The sequence below is a fragment of the Streptomyces sp. NPDC002513 genome (assembly GCF_053595355.1).
Window position 1 is genome coordinate 44,411 of the sequence record NZ_JBSFXK010000013.1, and the last position, 20,359, is coordinate 64,769.

The 20,359-nt window shown below is 70.0% G+C and carries 20 protein-coding genes and 1 pseudogene; 13 read left to right on the plus strand and 8 right to left on the minus strand.

Annotated features, from left to right (window positions below; genetic code table 11):
- Positions 1-5: 5 nt before the first annotated feature.
- On the minus strand, positions 6-872 hold the full coding sequence (locus tag ACWD5Q_RS11945; RefSeq protein WP_451426881.1) for a DUF3558 domain-containing protein: 867 nt from the start codon (positions 870-872) through the stop codon (positions 6-8).
- A gap of 195 nt (positions 873-1,067) precedes the next feature.
- Here ACWD5Q_RS11945 and ACWD5Q_RS11950 point away from each other — a divergent pair, with 195 nt between their 5' ends.
- Positions 1,068-2,261, plus strand: coding sequence for an RtcB family protein (locus ACWD5Q_RS11950; RefSeq protein ID WP_451426882.1), 1,194 nt, complete (start codon positions 1,068-1,070; stop codon positions 2,259-2,261).
- Positions 2,262-2,288: 27 nt separating this feature from the next.
- On the opposite strand, the gene ACWD5Q_RS11955 is transcribed toward ACWD5Q_RS11950, so the two are convergent.
- The 3 genes from ACWD5Q_RS11955 to ACWD5Q_RS11965 all read right to left on the minus strand — a co-directional run bounded on the left by ACWD5Q_RS11955 (position 2,289) and on the right by ACWD5Q_RS11965 (position 3,759).
- Complete coding sequence (locus ACWD5Q_RS11955) at positions 2,289-2,462, minus strand: hypothetical protein (RefSeq protein ID WP_451426883.1); 174 nt, start codon at positions 2,460-2,462, stop codon at positions 2,289-2,291.
- Complete coding sequence (locus tag ACWD5Q_RS11960; protein WP_451426884.1) at positions 2,459-3,238, minus strand: SDR family NAD(P)-dependent oxidoreductase; 780 nt, start codon at positions 3,236-3,238, stop codon at positions 2,459-2,461. The genes ACWD5Q_RS11955 and ACWD5Q_RS11960 overlap by 4 nt, the downstream gene beginning before the upstream one ends.
- 185 nt (positions 3,239-3,423) lie before the next feature.
- On the minus strand, positions 3,424-3,759 hold the full coding sequence (locus tag ACWD5Q_RS11965) for a YnfA family protein (RefSeq protein WP_451426885.1): 336 nt from the start codon (positions 3,757-3,759) through the stop codon (positions 3,424-3,426).
- Between the two features lie 114 nt (positions 3,760-3,873).
- Between ACWD5Q_RS11965 and ACWD5Q_RS11970 the strand changes: the two genes are divergently transcribed.
- The 5 genes from ACWD5Q_RS11970 (at position 3,874) to ACWD5Q_RS11990 (ending at position 8,931) form a co-directional block, all read left to right on the plus strand.
- The gene (locus tag ACWD5Q_RS11970; protein WP_451426886.1) at positions 3,874-4,329 is read left to right on the plus strand and encodes a hypothetical protein; all 456 of its coding nucleotides are present in this window, start codon (positions 3,874-3,876) and stop codon (positions 4,327-4,329) included.
- 253 nt (positions 4,330-4,582) lie between these two features.
- On the plus strand, positions 4,583-5,725 hold the full coding sequence (locus ACWD5Q_RS11975) for an LLM class flavin-dependent oxidoreductase (protein WP_451426887.1): 1,143 nt from the start codon (positions 4,583-4,585) through the stop codon (positions 5,723-5,725).
- Complete coding sequence (locus tag ACWD5Q_RS11980; protein WP_451426888.1) at positions 5,722-6,441, plus strand: FMN reductase; 720 nt, start codon at positions 5,722-5,724, stop codon at positions 6,439-6,441. Before ACWD5Q_RS11975 ends, ACWD5Q_RS11980 begins: the two co-directional genes overlap by 4 nt.
- Before the next feature lie 214 nt (positions 6,442-6,655).
- On the plus strand, positions 6,656-7,366 hold the full coding sequence (locus ACWD5Q_RS11985; RefSeq protein ID WP_451426889.1) for a response regulator transcription factor: 711 nt from the start codon (positions 6,656-6,658) through the stop codon (positions 7,364-7,366).
- A gap of 116 nt (positions 7,367-7,482) precedes the next feature.
- Positions 7,483-8,931, plus strand: a complete 1,449-nt coding sequence (locus ACWD5Q_RS11990; RefSeq protein WP_451426958.1) for a HAMP domain-containing sensor histidine kinase — start codon at positions 7,483-7,485, stop codon at positions 8,929-8,931.
- 17 nt (positions 8,932-8,948) lie between these two features.
- On the opposite strand, the gene ACWD5Q_RS11995 is transcribed toward ACWD5Q_RS11990, so the two are convergent.
- Complete coding sequence (locus tag ACWD5Q_RS11995; protein WP_451426890.1) at positions 8,949-10,901, minus strand: amino acid transporter; 1,953 nt, start codon at positions 10,899-10,901, stop codon at positions 8,949-8,951.
- A 542-nt stretch (positions 10,902-11,443) separates the two neighbouring features.
- Between ACWD5Q_RS11995 and ACWD5Q_RS12000 the strand changes: the two genes are divergently transcribed.
- From ACWD5Q_RS12000 to ACWD5Q_RS12015, 4 genes are all read left to right on the plus strand, one after another.
- Positions 11,444-11,848, plus strand: coding sequence for a hypothetical protein (locus tag ACWD5Q_RS12000; protein ID WP_451426891.1), 405 nt, complete (start codon positions 11,444-11,446; stop codon positions 11,846-11,848).
- 417 nt (positions 11,849-12,265) lie between these two features.
- Positions 12,266-13,282, plus strand: coding sequence for a cytochrome c oxidase assembly protein (locus ACWD5Q_RS12005; protein WP_451426892.1), 1,017 nt, complete (start codon positions 12,266-12,268; stop codon positions 13,280-13,282).
- A gap of 208 nt (positions 13,283-13,490) precedes the next feature.
- Complete coding sequence (locus tag ACWD5Q_RS12010) at positions 13,491-14,120, plus strand: alpha/beta hydrolase (protein WP_451426893.1); 630 nt, start codon at positions 13,491-13,493, stop codon at positions 14,118-14,120.
- Between the two features lie 259 nt (positions 14,121-14,379).
- Positions 14,380-14,856, plus strand: coding sequence for a hypothetical protein (locus tag ACWD5Q_RS12015; RefSeq protein ID WP_451426894.1), 477 nt, complete (start codon positions 14,380-14,382; stop codon positions 14,854-14,856).
- Between the two features lie 77 nt (positions 14,857-14,933).
- Here ACWD5Q_RS12015 and ACWD5Q_RS12020 read toward each other — a convergent pair whose 3' ends face one another.
- Positions 14,934-15,527, minus strand: coding sequence for a sensor histidine kinase (locus tag ACWD5Q_RS12020; protein WP_451426895.1), 594 nt, complete (start codon positions 15,525-15,527; stop codon positions 14,934-14,936).
- Positions 15,528-15,632: 105 nt separating this feature from the next.
- Here ACWD5Q_RS12020 and ACWD5Q_RS12025 point away from each other — a divergent pair, with 105 nt between their 5' ends.
- From ACWD5Q_RS12025 to ACWD5Q_RS12035, 3 genes and pseudogenes are all read left to right on the plus strand, one after another.
- The gene (locus ACWD5Q_RS12025) at positions 15,633-16,397 is read left to right on the plus strand and encodes a MerR family transcriptional regulator (protein ID WP_451426896.1); all 765 of its coding nucleotides are present in this window, start codon (positions 15,633-15,635) and stop codon (positions 16,395-16,397) included.
- 122 nt (positions 16,398-16,519) lie between these two features.
- Positions 16,520-16,666, plus strand: a pseudogene (locus ACWD5Q_RS12030) (alpha/beta fold hydrolase); the annotation flags it as partial.
- A 697-nt stretch (positions 16,667-17,363) separates the two neighbouring features.
- Complete coding sequence (locus ACWD5Q_RS12035) at positions 17,364-17,993, plus strand: hypothetical protein (protein WP_450702016.1); 630 nt, start codon at positions 17,364-17,366, stop codon at positions 17,991-17,993.
- On the opposite strand, the gene ACWD5Q_RS12040 is transcribed toward ACWD5Q_RS12035, so the two are convergent.
- Complete coding sequence (locus ACWD5Q_RS12040; protein WP_450702015.1) at positions 17,963-19,189, minus strand: hypothetical protein; 1,227 nt, start codon at positions 19,187-19,189, stop codon at positions 17,963-17,965. The two genes, ACWD5Q_RS12035 and ACWD5Q_RS12040, sit on opposite strands and share 31 nt — an antisense overlap.
- A gap of 2 nt (positions 19,190-19,191) precedes the next feature.
- Positions 19,192-20,298, minus strand: a complete 1,107-nt coding sequence (locus tag ACWD5Q_RS12045; protein WP_450702014.1) for an ImmA/IrrE family metallo-endopeptidase — start codon at positions 20,296-20,298, stop codon at positions 19,192-19,194.
- Positions 20,299-20,359: the final 61 nt, after the last annotated feature.

Genomic DNA, 20,359 nt, shown 5'->3' on the forward strand with positions numbered 1-20,359 from the left:
GTGCCTCAGCCGAGGGAGCCGGCCAGCTGCTGAGCCAGCTTCCGGGCCTTGTCCTGCATGTCCTTGCTGCTCGGGGCGGGTCCGGAGGCGGTCGGCTGTTCGTCGTACGCGATGGTCACGATCACGTTGGACGTGCGGAACACCACAGTCACCGTGCGCTGCTGGGAGGTGCTGAGCTGGTCGTTGAGGAACGCCTCGTCGCCGAGACCGTCGAGCGTGCGGGGCTGGAGGTCGGTCTCGGTCCCATCGGAGGACGGGCTTCCGGAGCCGGACGCGGACGCGGAGCCGGAGGCGGGTGCCGAGGCGGAGCCGGAGCCGGAGGCGGAGGGGGCCCCGCCGGCGTGCGGGCTGCTGTCGCCCTTCGAGGAGGCGGAGGCGGAGGCGGAGGCGGAGGTGGAGGTGGAGGGGGAACCGGAACCGGTCTCGGGGAGGTCCGCCGCCCGCTCCTCGGAGGCGTAGACCTCGTGCGCGCGGTTGTCGTCGCTGACCGTGTTGTCGTACGACACCACCCGCTCGAAGTCCACGAACAGATGGTCCGTGGCGTCCGTCGACTCCGCCTTCCAGCGGCAGCCGGAGCGGCGGTCGTTGTTGTACGTCAGCGCGGCCTCGCCCTGGTAGGCGGTGTCACGCTGGTCCTGGTCCGCTATCTGCCTGATGCCCGGCAGCAGCGAGTCGAGGGTGCCGTGGTTCACCGCGCCGCAGGCGTCGGCGAGGGTGCGGTACCTGCCGGGCTGGGCGGCGGTGGCGCTCGCGGTGGAGTCGCCCGCCTTGGCCGCCTCCGCCGCGCCACCGCTGCCGGAGCCCGAGGTGCAGGAGGTCAGCAGGGCCGCGAGGAGCACGGCGGCGCTCGGTACGTACGCCTTCCGCTGCACGGTGAGGCTCCTCTCGACGGTTGGGCGGGCACGGCGGCCCGCCGGCCTTAATCGGTTGCCGCCCGGGGCGGCTGCCTGGAGACAATGTGTATCGCACGCACTGCCGTGGACGCCGGTCCGTTGTCCTATACGTCGACCTTGGCGCTGGTTTTGCGATCAGAGACTTATGTTCTTGTCCGGGGGAAAGAGGCTGGTATGTCGTACGTAGAAGTGCCGGGCGCCAAGGTCCCGATCCGTCTGTGGGCGGATCCGGCGACGGTCGAGGGCGCCGCGATGCAGCAGTTGCAGAACGTGGCGACGCTGCCGTGGATCGAGGGCCTCGCGGTGATGCCGGACGTCCACTTCGGCAAGGGCGCGACGGTCGGCTCGGTCATCGCGATGCGGGACGCGGTCTGCCCGGCGGCGGTGGGCGTGGACATCGGCTGCGGCATGTCGGCGGTGAAGACGTCCCTGACGGTGAACGACCTCCCCGGGGACCTCTCCCGGCTGCGCTCGAAGGTCGAGCAGGCGATCCCGGTGGGGCGCGGGATGCACGACGACCCCGTCGACCCGGGGCGGTTCTTCGGGGTGGCCACCGCGGGGTGGGACGACTTCTGGGGGCGGTTCGACGGGGTGGCGGAGGCGGTCAGGTTCCGAGAGGAGCGCGCCACCAAGCAGATGGGAACCCTGGGCAGCGGAAACCACATGATCGAACTCTGTCTCGACGAGACGGGGACGGTCTGGCTGATGCTGCACTCCGGTTCCCGGAACATCGGCAAGGAGCTGGCCGAACACCACATCGGCGTGGCCCAGAAGCTCCCGCACAACCAGGGCCTGATCGACCGCGACCTCGCCGTCTTCGTGGCGGACACCCCTCAGATGGCGGCCTACCGGAACGACCTGTACTGGGCTCAGGAATACGCCCGGTACAACCGCATGATCATGATGGCGCTCCTGAAGGACGTGATCCGCAAGGAGTTCAGGAAGGCGAAACCGACCTTCGAGCCGGAGATCTCCTGCCATCACAACTACGTGGCCGAGGAGCAGTACGAGGGCATGGACCTGCTGGTCACCCGCAAGGGAGCCATCCGTGCGGCAGTCGGCGACCTCGGCATCATCCCCGGCTCCATGGGCACCAGCTCGTACATCGTGAAGGGCCTCGGCAACGAGAAGGCGTTCAACTCGGCGTCGCACGGTGCGGGCCGCCGTATGAGCCGCCACGCGGCGAAGCGCCGTTTCACGGTGCAGGACCTGGAGCGGCAGACACGGGGCGTGGAGTGCCGCAAGGACTCCGGGGTGCTGGACGAGATCCCGGGCGCCTACAAGGACATCGACCAGGTGATGCAGCAGCAGAGCGACCTCGTGGAAGTCGTGGCGAAGCTGAAGCAGTTCGTGTGCGTCAAGGGCTGACGTGAGGGGCCCGGCCGGAAGCCGGGCTCACTTGGCGTGCCGCACCGCGTAGATCATGACGAACGCCACGATGTGGATGCCGAAGAGGAAGTACGCCAGGTAGTACCAGACGTAGCGTTCGCGCTTCTTCTCCAGGGCCAGGCGCTCGCGTTCCGCGGCGCGGTCCGGGTCGGGGGACGGGGCGGAGGCCGGGTCGGTCATCGTGGCTCCCGGTGGACCTTGGTGTTGGACGCCTGGGCCCGGGGCCGGACCACCAGGAGGTCGACGTTGACATGGCTGGGCCGACTGACCGCCCAGGTGATCGTGTCCGCCACGTCGTCGGCCGTCAGCGGCTCGGCGACACCCTCGTACACCTTGGCCGCCTTCGCCGCGTCGCCGCCGAAGCGGGTCAGGGCGAACTCGTCCGTCTTCACCATGCCCGGGGCGATCTCGATCACCCGCACCGGTGTGCCGACGATCTCCAGGCGGAGGGTCTCGGCGAGGACGTGCTCGGCGTGTTTGGCGGCGACGTAGCCACCCCCGCCCTCGTAGGTGCCGTGGCCGGCGGTGGAGGAGAGGACCACCACGGTGCCGTCGCCGCTCGCGGTCAGCGCGGGGAGCAGGGCCTGGGTGACGTTGAGGGTGCCCAGCACGTTCGTCTCGTACATCCGGCGCCAGTCCTCGGGGTCGCCGCTGGCGACCGGGTCGGCGCCGAGCGCGCCGCCCGCGTTGTTCACCAGGACGCCGATCGTCCGGAAGGCGGTCGCGAACTCGTCGACCGCCGCCCGGTCCGTGACGTCCAGCGGGTAGGCCGTCGCCGAGTGGCCCGCGGCGGTCAGTTCCTCCGCGAGCGCCTCGATCCGGTCCTTGCGGCGGGCGGTGAGGACGACGCGGTAGCCGGCGGCCGCGAGCTGCCGGGCCGTCGCGGCACCGATCCCGCTGCTCGCGCCCGTGACGACGGCGATGCGGGAGGCGGCGGGGGGTGCTGCGGCGGTCATGGCGAGGCTCCTCGGACGGCGGGCTCGTGCGTGCGGCGCCGCGCACGGCGATGCGAGCGGCGTGCGACCAGGATAGGTCGCGGACAGGTGACGGCCGGAGGGTCCGGCTGGTCAGCCGGCAGTCGCCCGGCCGGGGTGCCCGGCGGGTGGTCGGTGTCCGCGCCCGGCGGCCGGGGTGCCCGCGTTCAGCGGCCCCGGGGCGCCCACATGATGACGGCCATCCCGGCGAGGCAGATCAGTGCGCCGGTGACGTCCCAGCGGTCCGGGCGGTAGCCGTCCGCCACCATGCCCCAGGCGAGGGAACCGGCCACGAAGACGCCGCCGTACGCGGCGAGGATGCGGCCGAAGTGCACGTCCGGCTGGAGGGTGGCGACGAAGCCGTAGACGCCGAGTGCCATGACGCCCGCGCCGATCCACAGCCAGCCGCGGTGTTCGCGCGCGCCCTGCCAGACGAGCCAGGCGCCACCGATCTCGAAGAGCGCGGCGACGACGAAGAGGACGGCGGAGCGGAGGATCAGCATGCGGTCACCTTCGCACGCGGGCCGGCGCGCGGGTCACCTGCCCGGCGGTGCCTGTCCCGTCGTACACGTGGGATACATCCGGTGATGTCAGGCCTGATATGGAGGAAAGCGACCATGAGGAAGTGGATTGCCGGCGCACTGGGTGCGGCCGTGGTGGTGGGTGCGGCCCTGCCCGCCGCAGCACTGGGCGCGGAGGCCGACCTCGTCTATCACGGGTACGTGACCATGGGGCGCGGTGAGGTCAACGTACGGCTCACCCCGTGGAATCAGGGACCGTCCGGCGTGGAGGACTCCACCGTGCGGCTGCGCTGGTCCAAGCCGCTGGCGGACGAGCAGCTGCTGCCGGGAGGCTGTGCGCGGTACGACGCGAGCGCGGTGCTGTGCCGCACGGGGGCGATCGCCCCGATGGGCAAGGGCAAGGAGATCCATCTGCGGGTGCGTCTCGCGGACACGTCGACGGACGAGGTGCGGATGGAGATCGACTCCCTGTGGGGCGGCGGTGCGGTGGACCGCACCCCGGGCAGCCAGCGGGTGCTGGCTCTGGGCACCGGGGACCGTTACACCTTCTGAACGCGGCCGGTCCGGGGCTCGGCGGCCGCGGCCCGCCCGAGGGGCCGAGGTCCAGTGGGCGCTGTGGGACGAGACCTGCCGCCTGCTGGCGAAAGTCCTGTCCACCGCCGTGTGACCCGTGATCCGCGCTGCGGTCATGCGGCCTGGTGGACGGTCCCGGACGGGCCGATGCCGGGGTGCGGAATACGGAGACGGGCGGTGCCGTTTGGGGGTATAGTTGAATCGTAAACCACTCGGGAAGGTGTGAGCGAACATGCAGTTCGGGATCTTCAGCGTCGGCGACGTCACTCCGGACCCCACCACGGGCCGCACCCCGACCGAGCGTGAGCGGATCAAGGCGATCATGGCGATCGCGCAGAAGGCCGAGGAGGTCGGACTCGACGTCTTCGCGGTGGGCGAGCACCACAACCCGCCGTTCGTGCCGTCCTCGCCGACCACGATGCTCGGCTACGTGGCGGCCAAGACGGAGAAGCTGATCCTCTCCACCTCCACCACCCTCATCACCACCAACGACCCGGTGAAGATCGCCGAGGACTACGCGATGCTCCAGCATCTCGCGGACGGCCGGATGGACCTGATGATGGGGCGCGGCAACACCGGCCCGGTCTACCCCTGGTTCGGGCAGGACATCCGCGAGGGCATCAACCTCGCCGTCGAGAACTACGCGCTGCTGCGCCGGCTGTGGCGTGAGGACGTGGTGAACTGGGAGGGCAAGTTCCGCACCCCGCTCCAGGGCTTCACCTCCACCCCGCGTCCGATGGACGGAGTCCCGCCGTTCGTCTGGCACGGCTCGATCCGGTCGCCCGAGATCGCCGAGCAGGCCGCGTACTACGGCGACGGCTTCTTCCACAACAACATCTTCTGGCCGGCCGAGCACACCAAGCGGATGGTCGAGTTCTACCGGAAGCGGTTCGCCCACTACGGGCACGGCACCCCGGAGCAGGCGATCGTCGGCCTGGGCGGACAGGTGTTCATGCGGAAGAACTCCCAGGACGCGGTGCGCGAGTTCCGTCCGTACTTCGACAACGCGCCGGTCTACGGGCACGGGCCGTCCCTGGAGGAGTTCACCGAGCAGACCCCGCTGACGGTCGGCTCGCCGCAGCAGGTGATCGAGAAGACGCTGAGCTTCCGCGAGTACGCGGGCGACTACCAGCGCCAGCTCTTCCTGATGGACCACGCGGGTCTGCCGCTGAAGACCGTCCTGGAGCAGCTCGACATGCTCGGCGAGGAGGTCGTGCCGGTGCTGCGCGAGGAGTTCGCCAAGGGCCGTCCGGCCGATGTGCCGGAGGCGCCGACCCACCAGTCCCTGCTGGCCGCCGCCCAGGAAGCGAAGGCAGCGGAGGCTGCGAAGGCCGCGGAAGACGCGGAAGAGGCAGAAGAGGTGAAGGCCGCATGAAGCTCGTCGTCGTCTCGGCGGGGCTGAGCGTCCCGTCCTCCACGCGGCTGCTGGCCGAGCGGCTGGCCGCCGCCGTGGAGCGGCAGGCTCCCGTCGAGGTCCAGATGGTGGAGCTGCGTGATCTCGCGGTGGAGATCGCGCACAACTTCACCAACGGCTTCCCGGGGCGGGCTCTGTCCGCCGCCCTGGAGGCGGTGACCGAGGCTGACGGGCTGATCGTGGTCACGCCGGTGTTCTCGGCGTCGTACAGCGGGCTGTTCAAGTCGTTCTTCGACGTGCTCGACAAGGAAGCGCTGGTGGGCAAGCCGGTCCTGATCGCGGCGACCGGCGGCAGCGCCCGGCACTCGCTGGTCCTGGATCACGCCCTGCGCCCGCTCTTCTCCTACCTGCGGGCCATGGTCACCCCGACCGGTGTCTACGCGGCCTCGGAGGACTGGGGAGCGGAGGGCCTGCCCGAACGGATCGAACGGGCCGCGGGCGAACTGGCTCTGCTGATGACCGCGGGCGACCTGCGGGGGCGGGGCGGTTCGGTGGTGCAGCCCGCCGGTTCCGGGGCGGACTCCACCGGGGCCGTGTCCGAGCCTGCCCGGCCCGTGGCCGTCGGTTCCGTGGCCGGAGCCGCCGGGCCGGAGCGCGCGAACGGTCGTCCCGCGGCCGGCGCGCAGGAGTTCCGGGTGGTCCCCTTCGAGGAGCAGCTTGCCGCGCTGCGGAGTTAGAGCTCCGAACAGGCACGGGGGAGACGGCGGTGGGCGGTCCCGGGCGCGGGGGCGGAGTGGGCCGCCCCCCACGGGACGCGGCGCTGTGATATAGCCGACACAGCGGCTCTACCAGGTAAGCCGCCACGCCCGAAGCGGTGAGAGGCCGGTAAGAAGCCCGTCCGTGGCTTGGTCCGCTCGTCGTGTACCGCGTCGGCCTTGGCAGACTGGTGGGGTGACCCAGACAGTGCTGCTTGCCGAGGACGACCGCGCCATCCGCCACGCCCTGGAGCGCGCACTGACGCTGGAGGGTTACCAGGTGCTCGCCGTGGCCGACGGGGTGGAGGCCCTCGCCCAGGCCCACCGCACCCAGCCCGACGTGCTCGTCCTCGATGTGATGATGCCCGGCATCGACGGCCTCCAGGTGTGCCGGGTGCTGCGTGCCGAGGGCGACCGCACCCCGATCCTAATGCTCACCGCCCTGGTGGAGACCGCCGACCGGATCGCGGGACTGGACGCGGGCGCCGACGACTACGTCGTCAAGCCGTTCGACGTCGAGGAGGTCTTCGCGCGGCTGCGCGCCCTGCTGCGCCGCGCCGACGGCACCTCCTTCGCGGCACCGAAGGAAGAGGAGAAGGTCCCCACCGGCCAGGTCTCCGTCGCCGGACTGCGCATGGATGTGCAGGCCCGGCGCGCCTGGCGCGGCGAGCGGGAGCTGGAACTCACCCGGACCGAGTTCGACCTGCTGGAACTGCTCGCCCGCAACGCCGGCATCGTCCTCGACCACGCCACCATCTACGACCGCATCTGGGGCTACGACTTCGGCCCCGGTTCCAAGAACCTCGCCGTCTACGTGGGCTATCTACGGCGCAAGCTCGACGAGCCGGGGGCCCCGGCTCTCATCCACACGGTGCGCGGCGTGGGGTACGTCCTGAGGGAGGACTAGTGCCTCCGCCACCGCGCCCCGGCGCCGAGGACGACGCCGGGATCGGGATGCGTTTGTGGCGGCGGCTGCCGAGCGGACTGCGCCGGCGGCTGCGGCTGCGGTCCCGGCTGCGCCGGATGTCGTCGCTGCGGGCCACCTTCACCCTGTCGTTCGCGGCCGTGGCCGCCGGTGTCACCGTCCTGGTCGGCTTCCTCAGCTACGACGCCGCCGCCCGGCTGGTGCGGGTGGACCAGCAGACCGTGTTCGCGCAGGTCGTGGCCGATCTACGGGACCAGGTCAGCCAGAAGCAGCTGATGCCGGACGACTTCGCGATCTCCGACAAGGACCACGACACCCCGCGCGACGACATCATCCGGCCCAGCCGCACGGTGGTGCAGGTGCTCGGGTCCGGCGGCACGGTCGTCGACCACGCCAATCCGGCGCTTCCGGTCGACAGCGCGGACCGGCGGATCGCCGAGACCGTCACCGCGGGCAAGCTGGTCGAGCACAAGAACGTCAGCGTCGGCGGCGACGTCTACCGCGTCGCGACCGTGGCGCTCGGCCACCGCCAGGGCGCGGTGCAGGTCGCCCAGGAGCTGAGCAGCACCGAGGACCTGCTGCGCAGCCTTCAGCAGCGTACGGCCGTGCTGATGGGCGGGGTCGTGATCGCGGCCGGGCTGTTCGGCTGGTGGCTGGCGCGGCGGATCACCCGGCGGCTGGTACGGCTCGCCGGTGCCGCCGAGGACGTGGCGCGCACCCGGCGGCTCGGCATCCAGGTCCCGGTCACCGGGAACGACGAGGTGGCCCGGCTCGGCCGCTCGTTCGACCGTATGCTCGGGCGGCTCGCCCAGTCGGAGGAGGACCAGCGGCGTCTGGTGCAGGACGCGGGCCATGAGCTGCGCACGCCGCTGACGTCCCTGCGGACCAATATCTCCCTGCTGCGCCGTATCGACGAGCTGCCGCCCGCCGCCCGCGAGGAACTGGTCGCCGACCTCGCCGAGGAGTCCCGTGAGCTGACCGACCTGGTGAACGAGCTGGTCGCCCTGGCGGCCGGCCAGTCGGACACCGAACCGGTGCAGCGGCTGATCCTCGCCGACCTCGCCGAGGACGCGGCGACGATCGCCCGGCGCCGCACGGGCCGGGAGGTCGTGGTGCGGGCCACGGGTGACACCACGGCCGACGGGCGTGCCACGGCGCTGCAGCGGGCGGTGTCCAACCTGGTCGAGAACGCGGCCAAGTTCGACCGGGAGGGCGAGGCGCCCATCGAGATCGCCGTCACCGGGCCGGTGCACCCGCCCAGGCTGGAGGACTCCGACGAGCCGGACACCGGGCTGCCGCTGGGCAGCGTGCGTGTCGAGGTCCTCGACCGCGGTCCCGGCATCCAGGAGGGCGACCTGCTGCGCGTCTTCGACCGTTTCTACCGCGCGGCGGACGCCAGGAGCCTGCCCGGCTCGGGCCTCGGCCTGGCGATCGTGCGGGACGTGGCGATCTCGCACGGGGGAGCGCCGTTCGCCTACCGGCGCGAGGGCGGGGGATCGGTGATCGGGTTCACGGTCGGCGGAGGGGCCGTGCCCGGGGGCGTGTGAGGCGGTGTGCGCCGTGGTCAGCCGACGTGGACGCGGGGCCGGCGCTTGCGGTCGGGTTCCGCCTCGCGCAGCACCTCCCGGGTCACCGGGGCGACCTCGCCCTGGCCGAAGAGGAAGAACCGCAGGAAGTTGGCGAACGGATTGCCCTCGGTCCACTCGAAGTAGATGTGCGGGGTGCCGCCGGTCTGGTCGCGGACGTGCAGGACCAGCGCGGCGAGGGCGTTGGGGATGGAGGACGACTCCAGGGTGAGCACGCGGTAGCGGCCGTGCAGGACCTCGCCGCGCACGGTCAGACCCGCCTCGAACTCCGAGGGGTCGGTGACGGTCACCTCCACGAAGACGAAGTCCTCCTGCGGGGGCAGCTCGTTGTCGGCGCGGATCTGCTCGATCTTCTGGCGGTACTCGGCGGCGTCCCGCTCGTCGGGCTCGTTGGCGATGAAGCGGATACGGCGGCTGGCGATGTCCCGGACGAAGCGTTCCGCCAGGTCGTCCAGGGTCACGCTGGTCACCCGCAGCTCGAAGGCCCGGGCGAGGCGGGACAGCAGCGAGACGAGCATGATCCCGGTGATGAAGCAGGCACCGATCTTCACACCGTCCGGCCGCTCGATGACGTTGACGACGGTGGTGTAGAGGAAAACGGTGGCGATGACGGCGAAGCCGAGGGCCCAGCGCCGCTGGCGGGCCTTGCGGGCGGCGATGGTCACCGCGATCGCCGCGGAGCTGATCAGCACGAGCACACCGGTGGCGTAGGCGCCGCCCTGGGCGTTGACGTCGGCGTCGAAGATCCAGGTGACGAGGAAGGCGATCAGGGTGAAGACCATGACCATGGGCCGTACGGCGCGGGCCCAGTGCGGGGCCATGCCGTAGCGGGGGAGGTAGCGCGGCATCAGGTTCAGCAGGCCGGCCATGGCGGAGGCGCCCGCGAACCACAGGATCGCGATCGTCGAGACGTCGTAGACCGTGCCGAAGCCGCCGCCCAGATACTGGTGCGCGAGATAGGCGAGGGCGCGGCCGTTGGCCGGGCCGCCGGCCTTGAAGTCGTGCGCGGGGATCAGCAGCGTCGTGATGAAGCTGGTGGTGATCAGGAAGACGCTCATGATGACGGCGGCGGTGGTCAGCAGCTTCCTGGTGTCCCGGATCCGGCCGGTGGGCTTCTCCTCGGTGTCGGCCGGGTCGCCCTGCACATGGGGCATGACGGCGACGCCGGTCTCGAAGCCGGACAGGCCGAGCGCCAGCTTCGGGAAGACGATCAGGGCGAGGCCGACCATGACGAAGACGTTGCCGTGCTGGGCGGTCAGGGCGCCGGACCAGTCGGTGACGACGTGTTCGGCCGTGAGCACGTGCCACAGGCCCACGACGACCACCACGGCGTTCAGGGCGAGATAGATGCCGACGAGGACGACCGCGACACCGATCGCCTCCATGAACCCCTTGAGGAACACCGCGCCCAGCAGGGCGATCATCAGCAGGGTGATCAGCATCTGATGGCCGTGGAGGGTGCCGGTGAGGTGAGGGTTCTCCACCAGGTGGGTGGCGGCGTCGGCGGCGGAGAGGGTGATGGTGATCAGGAAGTCGGTGGCGGCGAAGCCGAGCAGGGTCAGCACGAAGAGCTTGCCCTTCCAGAAGGACAGCAGCCGCTCCAGCATGGCGATGGAACCCTGGCCGTGCGGGCTCTCCCTGGCCACCCGCCGGTAGACGGGCAGGGCACCGGCCAGGGTGACGATCACCAGCACGACGGTGGCGATGGGGGAGAGCAGACCGGCGGCGAGCGCGGCGATGCCCGGCTGGTAGCCGAGGGTGGAGAAGTAGTCGACACCGGTCAGACACATCACCCGCCACCAGCGCTGGCCCCGGTGCACGGGTTCGGGCTGGGCATACGGGCCCTGCGAGGTGCCCTTGCCCATGTCGGACAGCCCCTCCAGCATCCACGATCGCAACCGGCTCGGGCGGGCGTGCTCCGTAGCGGCCATCGGCGTGCTCTCCTGGCGTACGGCTCTGCGAACGATTCCGGCCATCGAGAAGACCGCGCTACCAGCCTAGGCAGAGAGCGTTCCGGGGGCCTCCGCAAGGGAACCGGGCGAGGTGGCGGGGTCGTCCGGGCCCTGGCACTTCGGCCGCGCGCGGTATCGGGCTTGGGAGCAACCGCCCGTGGCCGCAGCCGAGTTCAGTGAGCGCGTGCCCCTGCCGGACGGGAGGCCGGGGAGGCCTGGGGAGGCGCGGGTCTGGCCGCGGCGGGCACGGTCCCGTCGGGTGTTGGGGGTGGGAGCGGCGTCGCGGGCGTCGCGAGCGTCGCGGGCGGCCCGGCCACGTGAGCCGCAGGTAAGAAGTGAGACGCCCATAATTACGGAAATGACCTGGGTATATAACGGAAAGTGACGGCTTTGAGGGCTCCTTGGTTACTGCATTGCAGTGACGGCCGGGTCGCCGCCCGGTCGGCTCCATGGAAGCCTCAAAGGTGCGCGCAGTTGGGGGAATCCGTCAGGGGGGATCTGTCACAGCACAGGAGAGAAACGTGAAATCCTCGCTTCGTACCCGCTCCGCCCGTGTCCTTCCCGCTGGTGTGCTCGCCGTCGCGCTGCTGACGGCCGGGGCGCCCGGTGCCTTCGCCGCCACCCACACGGAGGCGAAGAACGTGAACGTGGTCGCTGCCTCGATCACGGTGCAGCCCTCCCAGACCGAGCTGAGGCTGGGCGAGTCGGTGTCCTTCACGGGCCGTACCCAGGGCCTGAAGACCGGCGACGTGCTCAACCTCGAGCGGTACAGCGGTGGCAAGTGGGTCATCGTGAAGAGCGTCAGGGTCGCGCAGGGTGACACCTACCGCATCGCGTCCACCAAGCTCGCCAACAGGGGCACGGAGAGGTTCCGTGTCATCCACGGCAACACCATGTCGCCGACGGTGACCCTCACCGTGAAGTGACGTGACGCCACAAGGCATCGCGCGCGAGTGACGCCGAGAGGCATCACTTCGATGTGACGCCGAGAGGCACAGGGGCGCCCCGGGCCCGGGGCGCCCCTTCACATGCCGGCCGAGCCCGTGCCGGCCCGGCTTGCCGGTCCTCGCCGCAGAACCGCCTGGTGGGCAAGGGCGTATGGCGGCTCATCAGACTCGTTCCCCCGATGGCTCGTTGACGACAGAAGTGGACCAGCGGGTGAGTGCGGCGCCGCCACCCGCGCCCGGTGGTCCGCAGCCGCGCTCCGGCCGCCCGGGCGGTGGCGTTCTGCTGCCGCGCGCCGTCGGACACCCCGCCGTCCGGCGGCCGGCCGGCGGGGACTACCTTCCCCTCTGGGAGCCGAGCCGGCTCGCTATGGTACGGGCCGAAGGAGGACGATCCGCATGGTTGATCCCGCAGTGACCGATCTGTCCGCTGGCCCGCTCGCGGAGCTGACCACGGGACGCCTGCTGTCCTCGTGGCAGCCGGACGTTCCCGCGCTGCTGCTGGTCGTCCTCCTGGGCGGGCTCTACGGCTGGGGGGTCGCCCGGCTGCGGCGGCGGGGCGGGACCTGGCCGTTCGCGCGGCTCGCCGCCTTCGTGCTGCTCGGGCTCGGCGCGCTGGTGGTGGCCACGATGTCCGGGCTGGCCGTGTACGACGAGGTGCTGTTCTGGCCGGCGGCCGTGCAGAACATCCTGCTCGACCTGGTGGCGCCCCTCGGTCTGGCCCTCGGCGATCCTCTGCGGCTCGCCGTCGAGGCGCTGCCGGAGGACGCCGCCGGCCGGGTCCGCCGGGCGATGACCGGCCGGGTGGTGCGGGTGCTGACCTTCCCCCTGGTCAGCACGGCCCTGGTGCTCGCCACCGAACTGACCGTCTACTTCACGCCGTACTTCGCCACGGCCCTGCGCGTCGGCTGGCTGCACGAGCTGATGTATCTCCACCTGCTCGCGGCCGGCTGCCTGTTCGTCGTGCCGGTGCTCACCCGCGAACAGACGCTGCCCGCCTGGTGCACCCATCCGGTACGGGCCGCGCTGGTGTTCCTGGACGGCATCGTCGACGCGGTGCCGGGGGTCGTCGTCATGACGCACGGCACGCTGATCGCGGGAGCCTGGTATCTGCACCATGCCCCGTCCTGGGCACCGGACGTCCACCACGACCAGCAGATCGGCGGCGGGGCGATGCTCAGCATCGCCGAACTGGTCGCGCTGCCCTTCCTGCTGGCCATCCTCGTGCAGTGGGCGCGCGCCGAACGTGTCCAGACGGCGGTCCTCGACCGCCGCCTCGACACGGAACTCGTCCCGGCCCCCGCGGCCACCCCGCACCACGGCGTGACGCCGTCCGCCGAGCGGGTACGCCCCTGGTGGGAGACCGAGGAGAACGAGGTGGCGGCCAGAATCCGCCGCCAGCGCGGCGACGGCTGAGAGGTGCGAGCCGGAACGGGGGAGGTGGCCGGGAGACGGCTCCGGAAGGTGGCGCTGCCGGGCCTCCTGGCCACCGGGGTGCTCAGCGCCTGACTTCGGCGTAGGTGCGCGAGCGTGCAGTTGGTTGGGTGGCGCTTTCAGGCAGGGTTCGCGCCGCAGATCTGGGCTTGGTTGACGGCCGGGGCAACGCCGTTGTCCGTCGGCGGTGTTGGCCTTCCTGAAGTTTGCCCAGCAGTGCCGCTCATCCAGGAATATGTTCATGGTCGTGGATGAGCGGACAGAGTCGCCACGGATTGCGGTTGTGGCCCCTGGCGGGATGTACGGCCCCGATGTCCCCCTCCTCATGTACTCGGCCAGCGCGGCCGAAGCCAGGGGGGCCAGGATTGAGCGGATCACCTGGGACCCGCCGTCGCAGTCCGACAGGGGTACCAGCCACTGGGTCCTCGACCAGGTCGCCTCGGTACTCGACCATGTGTCGGTGAGTTCACCGGACGTCGTGCCCGTCCTGATCGGGAAGTCTCTTGGCACGACCGCGGCCGTCCTCGCTGCCGAACGGGGACTCCCGGCGATCTGGCTCACCCCCCTGTTGACCACCACCGAGGTGGCCAAGGCCCTCCGCGCGGCCACGGCCCCTTTCCTCCTGGTCGGCGGCACGGAGGACAGGCACTGGGACGGGGTTCTTGCCGGCGATTTGTCACCGCATGTGCTGGAAGTCCAGGGGGCCGACCACGGCATGCACGTCCCTGGGCCACTTGCCGAATCCGCCGCTGTGCTCGGCCGTGTCGCGACAACGGTTGAGGACTTCCTCGACAGGATCGTCTGGCCTCCGGCGGCCTGACGCCCGATCGGAATCTGTCCTGGTGGACCTCGGCTGCGTTGCGCACTCCACCAAGACCGTCTGTCAGCACAAGATGAGCACCAAGAAGTTCAGCGGCCTTGAGTGCCTCTACGCTCGAGCCTGCGAGCCCAGCACCATCTCCGACAACGGCGGCTATGAGCAAGGGTTTCCGAAGCGGGCACCCGGCGGGGGCCTCTCACGATGAGGATGGGATGGTGATCGCGCCAGCGGCTCCGACCAGGGGCCTGAAAGGAGCGCCATGATGTTCACCCCCTGGCGCAGCGCACTCAGCTACGCCGCCTGGGTCACCTTGGTCTCATGGCTCACCGGGACCGTGGTGCTGACCGCGTCATCACTCGCCTTCGGCGACACACTCGGACCCGCCGGGACCGAGCCGCTCATGTGGTGCAGGGACCAGGCCGTCTTCCTGGTCACCTGCACCGCAGTGCTCACCCTGGGCCGTCGCTTGCTCTCGCCGCTGCCACGCTGGAGGACCGTCCTCGTCGACGGCGCCCTTTACATGCTGGTCCTCGGCATCGCCCATGCGGCCCCCTATGGGGGGATCGACCCGGGAGAACTCCTGGACGCCGCAGCCGTGTACTCGATCTTCGCTCTCTTCACGCTCCAACTGCCCACCGCCTGGTGCCTGTCCGTCTGGCGCTCCGGCAAGCTCGACGCCGTCCTGAAGAAGCGCTACACCCTCGACGGCAATGAGCGGGCGACCCCGAACGTGTGAACACCATCCCTACGACCGAGCCGGTCTGCCGATATCGGCAGGGACCGCACCGCGATGCCCACTTCAACGGGTAACTGTCATGACAACCGGGGTCCTTCCGTGGGGGCAGGTCGTGCGGGCGCCGACGTGAGTACGAGGCGGCGCGCGCTTCGGAGCCGCGCGGCCCGCGGCAGGAACTCCGGTGGAAAGCCGGGGCCTTCGTCCGTGACGCTCACCCGCAGCATGTTTTTCTCGGCCGTCGCCGTGAGGCGGACGGTGCCGCGCCCGTGCCGCAGGGCGTTGTCGACGAGGTTGCCGAGGGCAGGCCGCAGCCACCGGGCGTCGACGTCCACGATCACGCGGGCGGCGTCGACGGTCAGCGCGCGCCCGGCCCGCTCCGCGGTGCGCCGGTGCGGGGCGACGGCGGCGTCGAGGAGGTCGGCGAGGGGCACGGATGTGCGGGTGATGTGGCCCGTGCTGCCGAGTTCCTCCAGCTCCGGCGGTGCGTTGGAGAGGTCGATCAGGCGCTGGACCTCGGCGTCCACGGAGCGCAGGGTCTCGGTGAGTTCCCCCGCGGTACGGGGGCGGTGCAGGGCGACGTCGAGTTCGGCGCGCATCAGGGTGAGCGGGGTGCGCAGTTCGTGGCTGGCGTCCGCGACGAACCGGCGCTCGCGCTCGGCGGACGCCTCCACGTTGGGCCCGTCCGACGGGGCCTCGGGCTTGCGCTTTCCGTTGCGGCAACTTCTACGGTCATGTGTGAGGCCGGAGAGACCGGCCCGGCGAGGGAGGCACCGGCAATGGCCTGGTCGATCGCGGAGGTGGCGCGGATGTCCAAGGTGACATCGCGGACGCTGCGGCATTACGACGAGATCGGCTTGCTGCCGCCCGCATGGATCGGGAGCAACGGGCACCGCTACTACGAGGAGGCCGATCTGCTGCGGTTGCAGCAGATCCTGCTGATGCGGGAGCTGGACCTGGGGCTGCGCGAGATCCAGGCGGTCCTGGACAGCCAGCTCGACCAGGTGGCCGTGCTCCGCGAGCACCACCAACGACTGCTCGCGGAACGGGACCGGCTGGAGACGCTGGCCCGTACGGTCGGCCGCACCATCGCCGAACTGGAAGAAGGTAAGGACAAGGGGCACATGACGAAGATCAACAGGCCGGAGAACCTGTTCGAGGGGTTCCAGCCCCCCTCCGAGGCCGAGGCCGAGGTACGGGAGCGGTGGCCGCAGGAGTGGGAGCAGTCCCGGCAGGCCGTCGAGGCGATGACCGCCGAGGAGTCGGAGCGCTGGCAGCGTGAGGTGACGGCGCAGATGATCCGTATGGCGGAGTTCATGGTGGCCGGCACGCCGGTCTCCGACCCCGCGGTACAGGCCGAGGTGGACGCCAACTACCAGGGCATCCGCCGGTTCTGGACCCCGACCGCGGCTGCGTACAAGGGAGTGGGCCAGACCTATGTCGACGACCCGCAGATGCGGGCCAACTTCGACAAGATCGCCGACGGTCTGGCCGTCTACCAGCGCGATGCGATGAACGTGTACGCCGATGCCCGGCTGAGCTGACCGCACGCGCCCGGCGAAGGCTGTCGTCACTGCACGAACTGGGCAGTGACGAGCGGCGGCGGGGTCATCCGAGGGCGCCGCTCCCGCTCTCGCCGTGAACCTGAAACCGGCGGTCAACCGTGTTGGCCGAGTTGTACCCGCAGGGCCGGCTGATCGAGATCGCCGACTCGTCCACCCTCATCCCTGAGGACCAGCCCGAACGGCTTGCCGACGTGCTGACCGACTTTCTTGTCCGGACCGGAGCGGAGCCGACCCGACACGTCGACTGAGCGCGAGGGCAGTAGCCGGAAACAGCCGCTACTGCCCATCGGTCAACTGAAGCGCCCACACGGGCAACTGGGCCACTCAGTCACGATTGATCACGCTGGGCACCGTGGAACACCGGCGATGGCTCGGGCTCGTCGGTGTCCTTGTGCAGGGGGCGGTGCGGTGGGGCCGTACAGCTTCCAGCGTTTGACTCCGTCGAGTGTCTTGGCCGTCTGACGGCCCCTCCGGGGCGCATGACATGACGAGGGCGGGGCCCGAAAGCCCCGCCCCTACTTCACACGACCTCAGATCAGGGCCACACCAGGCAATACGGCTGATGTCCCGCCTCATGCAGCCGATGGCTGAAGTCCTGCCACTCGTGCAGCGATTGGGGGTGGCGGGGCGCTGACCTGGGGTTACTCGGTGAAGTGTGCGTTGACCTGCGGAAACTCGTCCCGACAGTTCTCACGGGTCAACGCCGTTTCCCGGGCTCATGTGCCCTGGATGTGCCCTCCGGGGACGTGGCTGGGGAGGCGCGTTCAGGCCCAGCTTTCGCGCCTTAGGGCGTCGTGATGAGGGCAGTGATGCGGAGAAGAGCCCAGTCGGGCAGTGTCCGCGAGGCGTCTTGAGCTGTTTGGCAGGTGTGCCCGTACCCATACGGGTTGGATGAACGCGGGGCCGCTGCATGCGGTCGAATCCCAGTGAGGCAGGGTGGGGGCCATGGTGACCTTGGCGAGTTCCCTGACGGGCGGTTCTGTGCGGGAGGCTTCTCGCGCCTTGCTGGAGCCGGGCGGGCAGGCCCGAACTGTTTCTGTCTTCGGGACCGAGGCCCTGTGCTTCTACCGTCTGAACGAGGGCGAGCATGCGCGGCGCGAGGAAGTCTCCGCCGCCCGGGTGGATAAGCTGCCCGACCTTGAGTGCCTGCTGACACTCCCGGTGGACGTTCCTGTTCCGCTGCAATCGCTGGACTCGCCGGCGCGGCGGGCGGTGCGAGGGCTGCCGTCGGGAGCGGTGGAGCGAGACCGGAAGACGGTCACCCGACGTGCCGTGCGGCCCCTGCAGGTGGATCTTGCTGTGGTTCGCGCTTCCGGGTGGCGCCAGGGCCTTGAGCGAGCGGGCCAATTTGCCCCCTTCTGCCGCCGGGCCATGCTGTTGGACCGTCTTCCAGCCCGACTGGATGAGGTCCTCGTCGAGGCCGACTTCTATGGCATCGGCGTGTTCGTCGCCTCTGGAGACGAGGTCGAGCTGGTACTGGAGCCGGAGGACTACAGGCCGCCCCGGCACACCGCTGCGGCCTGGTGGTTCGTCGAGGATGTGTATCAGCGCCTATGCTCGGCGGCGGCTGTCTGAGCCGGTGTCTTGGCGGCTTCGGGAGCGGTCGACGCCCATCGATCGAGCTGCGCCGGAGATTTGAACGCCTTCGGCTGCCTGATGGACGTGTTGATCACTTCGTACTGATCGACAGCTTTACGGCAGCGGTCGAACCACCACCGCTGGCGTGCTGTGCCGGGTTCAACCGAAGTCAGGGCCCGCAGCCACTCCATGAGGACCGCGACGTTGTGTGCCGCCGCTGCGGCAGGAAGCTCGCCGCGGTTGCTTGTGAAGGCATCCAGTGCGAGCTTGCCGGCACAGGCCGAGCAGAAGCAGACCGGAGCGTGGGCGCCACCGTAACGCTTGGCGATCGTCTCGCCCAGGAAGAAGGCCATCAGGTCGGGGAAGAGAACGTGCGGTGACTGGACGGGGATACTCTTGTTGGTCTGCGCTTTTTCGCCGGGGGCGACGACGTGCCGGTAGCGGCTGCTGGCGCCGAAGGCTGTGAAGGCGGCACCGAAGGCCAGCGCGCCGAATGCCGCGAGATCCGTGCGTAGCAGGGCAGCCCCGGGGACTTCCTCGATGACCTGCTTGAGATGGCTTACGGCCTTGGCGTAACGCGCCAGGGGGTCCATCTGTCCGCCCAGCATGATGGCCTTCGGCCCCTTGACCATCCGCAGGTAGGCGATGAGTTGGCGGGTCGATTCCTCGTCGCGTAGCCAGGAGACATCCACCGGAGCGGCGAAGATCACCTCTGGGTCGTCGAGTTCCAGGACACGGGTCACGGCGGCCCGGAGGGCATCGGAGTCCTCGGCCCTGATGTAGCCGGTGGGGGTCATGGGGAGCGTTGCTCCGGCGTCCCGCTGCTCGGCGAGAGACAGTTCCAGGGGATCGTCGAGGAAGAGCGTGGGCTCGGCGTCGTAGGGGAAGGGGTTCTCCTCGGTCGCGGCGCTGACCTCGTACACCGCCGGGTCGATCAGGACCGGAGCGGCGTAGCCCTCCCTGTACCGCAGGGTGCCGGCCTTCTTCACGGCGTCGGTGCCACACAGGATGAGCCCACTGCGTGCCAGGTCGACCTGCCCCTGGACGTAGCCGAGCCGGGCGGTGCTGACCTGGATCAGCATGCGGCCCTGCAGACCGTTCAGGCTGTCCGGCCGGTCTCGCTCACCCACAGCGTCGGGAGGCTCGGTCAGATCGGAGCGCGGACGAGGCAGCGGGGCGGAACGGTCGGTCATGGTCACCTTCGAAAGGCCGGGAATGATGATGAACCGGCGCCCTCGACGTACAGGCGCTGGAAGTCTTCAGGAAGCAGGTGCGCGCAGGCAGCCGTATCCTCCAGAGTCATCTGGCGGTCGGTCAGCAAGGTGTGGACAAGGGCGGCGAGGCGCCGCGGCTGCTCGCGGGGGACATCAACAGGCTCTGCGGTCCGGTAGCCGAGCGCTGACATCTCGATCATCAGGGTGCGGTACTGCCACTCGCTGACGGCGTTGAGCGTTTGGGCACGGCGCAGCAGCGCGCTCATGGAGACACCCCAAACCCGCTTCAGCTCCGTCAGCCTGGCCAGATCGACGCCGCCGGAGAACGCCTGCCGGATATCGGAGGCAGGCATCAAGAACTCGGCAGCGAAGGCGTCGGCCTGCTTCTCCTGCGTGGACCCTGTGCCCGGCTCGTCATGCATCACCAGGTGACCCAGTTCGTGCGCGATGCTGAAGCGCCGTCGGTCGCCCGGTGCACGGGTGTTGACCAGGAGCAGAGGGTGCCCGCCTTCTGCCCACTGGCTTACGGCGTCCAACAGGTCGCTGTCCAGGTCGCGGGTGATCACCAGTGCGCCGGCATGCTCCAGCACCGCGACGATGTCGGGCACCGGACCAGGGGCCACGCACCACTCCCTGCGGACTCGCCGGGCAGCGTCCTTCGGGGTGGTGAGGGCATCCAGCGAGACCCTGAAGAAGTGTTGCGGGACTGGTGGCAATGCCGCTGCGGACGCCAGGCCGTTCAACTGAATCCGTGAGAGCGCCAAATGGGCGTGCACGCGTCGCAGAGCGGAAGCAGACAGAGATGCTTTCTTGCGGTGGTGGACCAGACCCACTCCGATGCCGCTGACCTGCGGATCCAGGCACAGCAGCTCAGGAGGGTAGCCGAGCGCGGCTGCGTAGAGCTCAAGACGCCCGCCGGTGACGACGAGACGACCAGCCTCGGCTCGGCTTACGTAGCCCTGAGAAACCGTAGTGCCACCCGGCGACGCCTTGGTCATAGCCGTCGCGACCTCAGCCTGCGTCAGCCCGCGGGACTCGCGCGCCAGCACGAGCATCCCGGGCTGTGCACGCAGCTCAGCGATCGCCATACACGACACCACCTCGTATCAGACCTCGAAACAGTAGCACGAAATATTCCGCAACTGATTC

Bases quoted from the DNA above. Each gene is read 5' to 3' on its own strand.
- ACWD5Q_RS11990 (WP_451426958.1), top strand. From the start codon at position 7,483: ATGTCGTCGCTGCGGGCCACCTTCACCCTGTCGTTCGCGGCCGTGGCC.
- ACWD5Q_RS11955 (WP_451426883.1), bottom strand. From the start codon at position 2,462: ATGACCGACCCGGCCTCCGCCCCGTCCCCCGACCCGGACCGCGCCGCG.
- ACWD5Q_RS11965 (WP_451426885.1), bottom strand. From the start codon at position 3,759: ATGCTGATCCTCCGCTCCGCCGTCCTCTTCGTCGTCGCCGCGCTCTTC.
- ACWD5Q_RS12005 (WP_451426892.1), top strand. From the start codon at position 12,266: ATGGTTGATCCCGCAGTGACCGATCTGTCCGCTGGCCCGCTCGCGGAG.
- ACWD5Q_RS11995 (WP_451426890.1), bottom strand. From the start codon at position 10,901: ATGGCCGCTACGGAGCACGCCCGCCCGAGCCGGTTGCGATCGTGGATG.
- ACWD5Q_RS12040 (WP_450702015.1), bottom strand. From the start codon at position 19,189: ATGACCGACCGTTCCGCCCCGCTGCCTCGTCCGCGCTCCGATCTGACC.
- ACWD5Q_RS12045 (WP_450702014.1), bottom strand. From the start codon at position 20,298: ATGGCGATCGCTGAGCTGCGTGCACAGCCCGGGATGCTCGTGCTGGCG.
- ACWD5Q_RS11980 (WP_451426888.1), top strand. From the start codon at position 5,722: ATGAAGCTCGTCGTCGTCTCGGCGGGGCTGAGCGTCCCGTCCTCCACG.
- ACWD5Q_RS11970 (WP_451426886.1), top strand. From the start codon at position 3,874: ATGAGGAAGTGGATTGCCGGCGCACTGGGTGCGGCCGTGGTGGTGGGT.
- ACWD5Q_RS12035 (WP_450702016.1), top strand. From the start codon at position 17,364: ATGGTGACCTTGGCGAGTTCCCTGACGGGCGGTTCTGTGCGGGAGGCT.
- ACWD5Q_RS11960 (WP_451426884.1), bottom strand. From the start codon at position 3,238: ATGACCGCCGCAGCACCCCCCGCCGCCTCCCGCATCGCCGTCGTCACG.
- ACWD5Q_RS12015 (WP_451426894.1), top strand. From the start codon at position 14,380: ATGATGTTCACCCCCTGGCGCAGCGCACTCAGCTACGCCGCCTGGGTC.
- ACWD5Q_RS11950 (WP_451426882.1), top strand. From the start codon at position 1,068: ATGTCGTACGTAGAAGTGCCGGGCGCCAAGGTCCCGATCCGTCTGTGG.
- ACWD5Q_RS11975 (WP_451426887.1), top strand. From the start codon at position 4,583: ATGCAGTTCGGGATCTTCAGCGTCGGCGACGTCACTCCGGACCCCACC.
- ACWD5Q_RS12025 (WP_451426896.1), top strand. From the start codon at position 15,633: ATGGCCTGGTCGATCGCGGAGGTGGCGCGGATGTCCAAGGTGACATCG.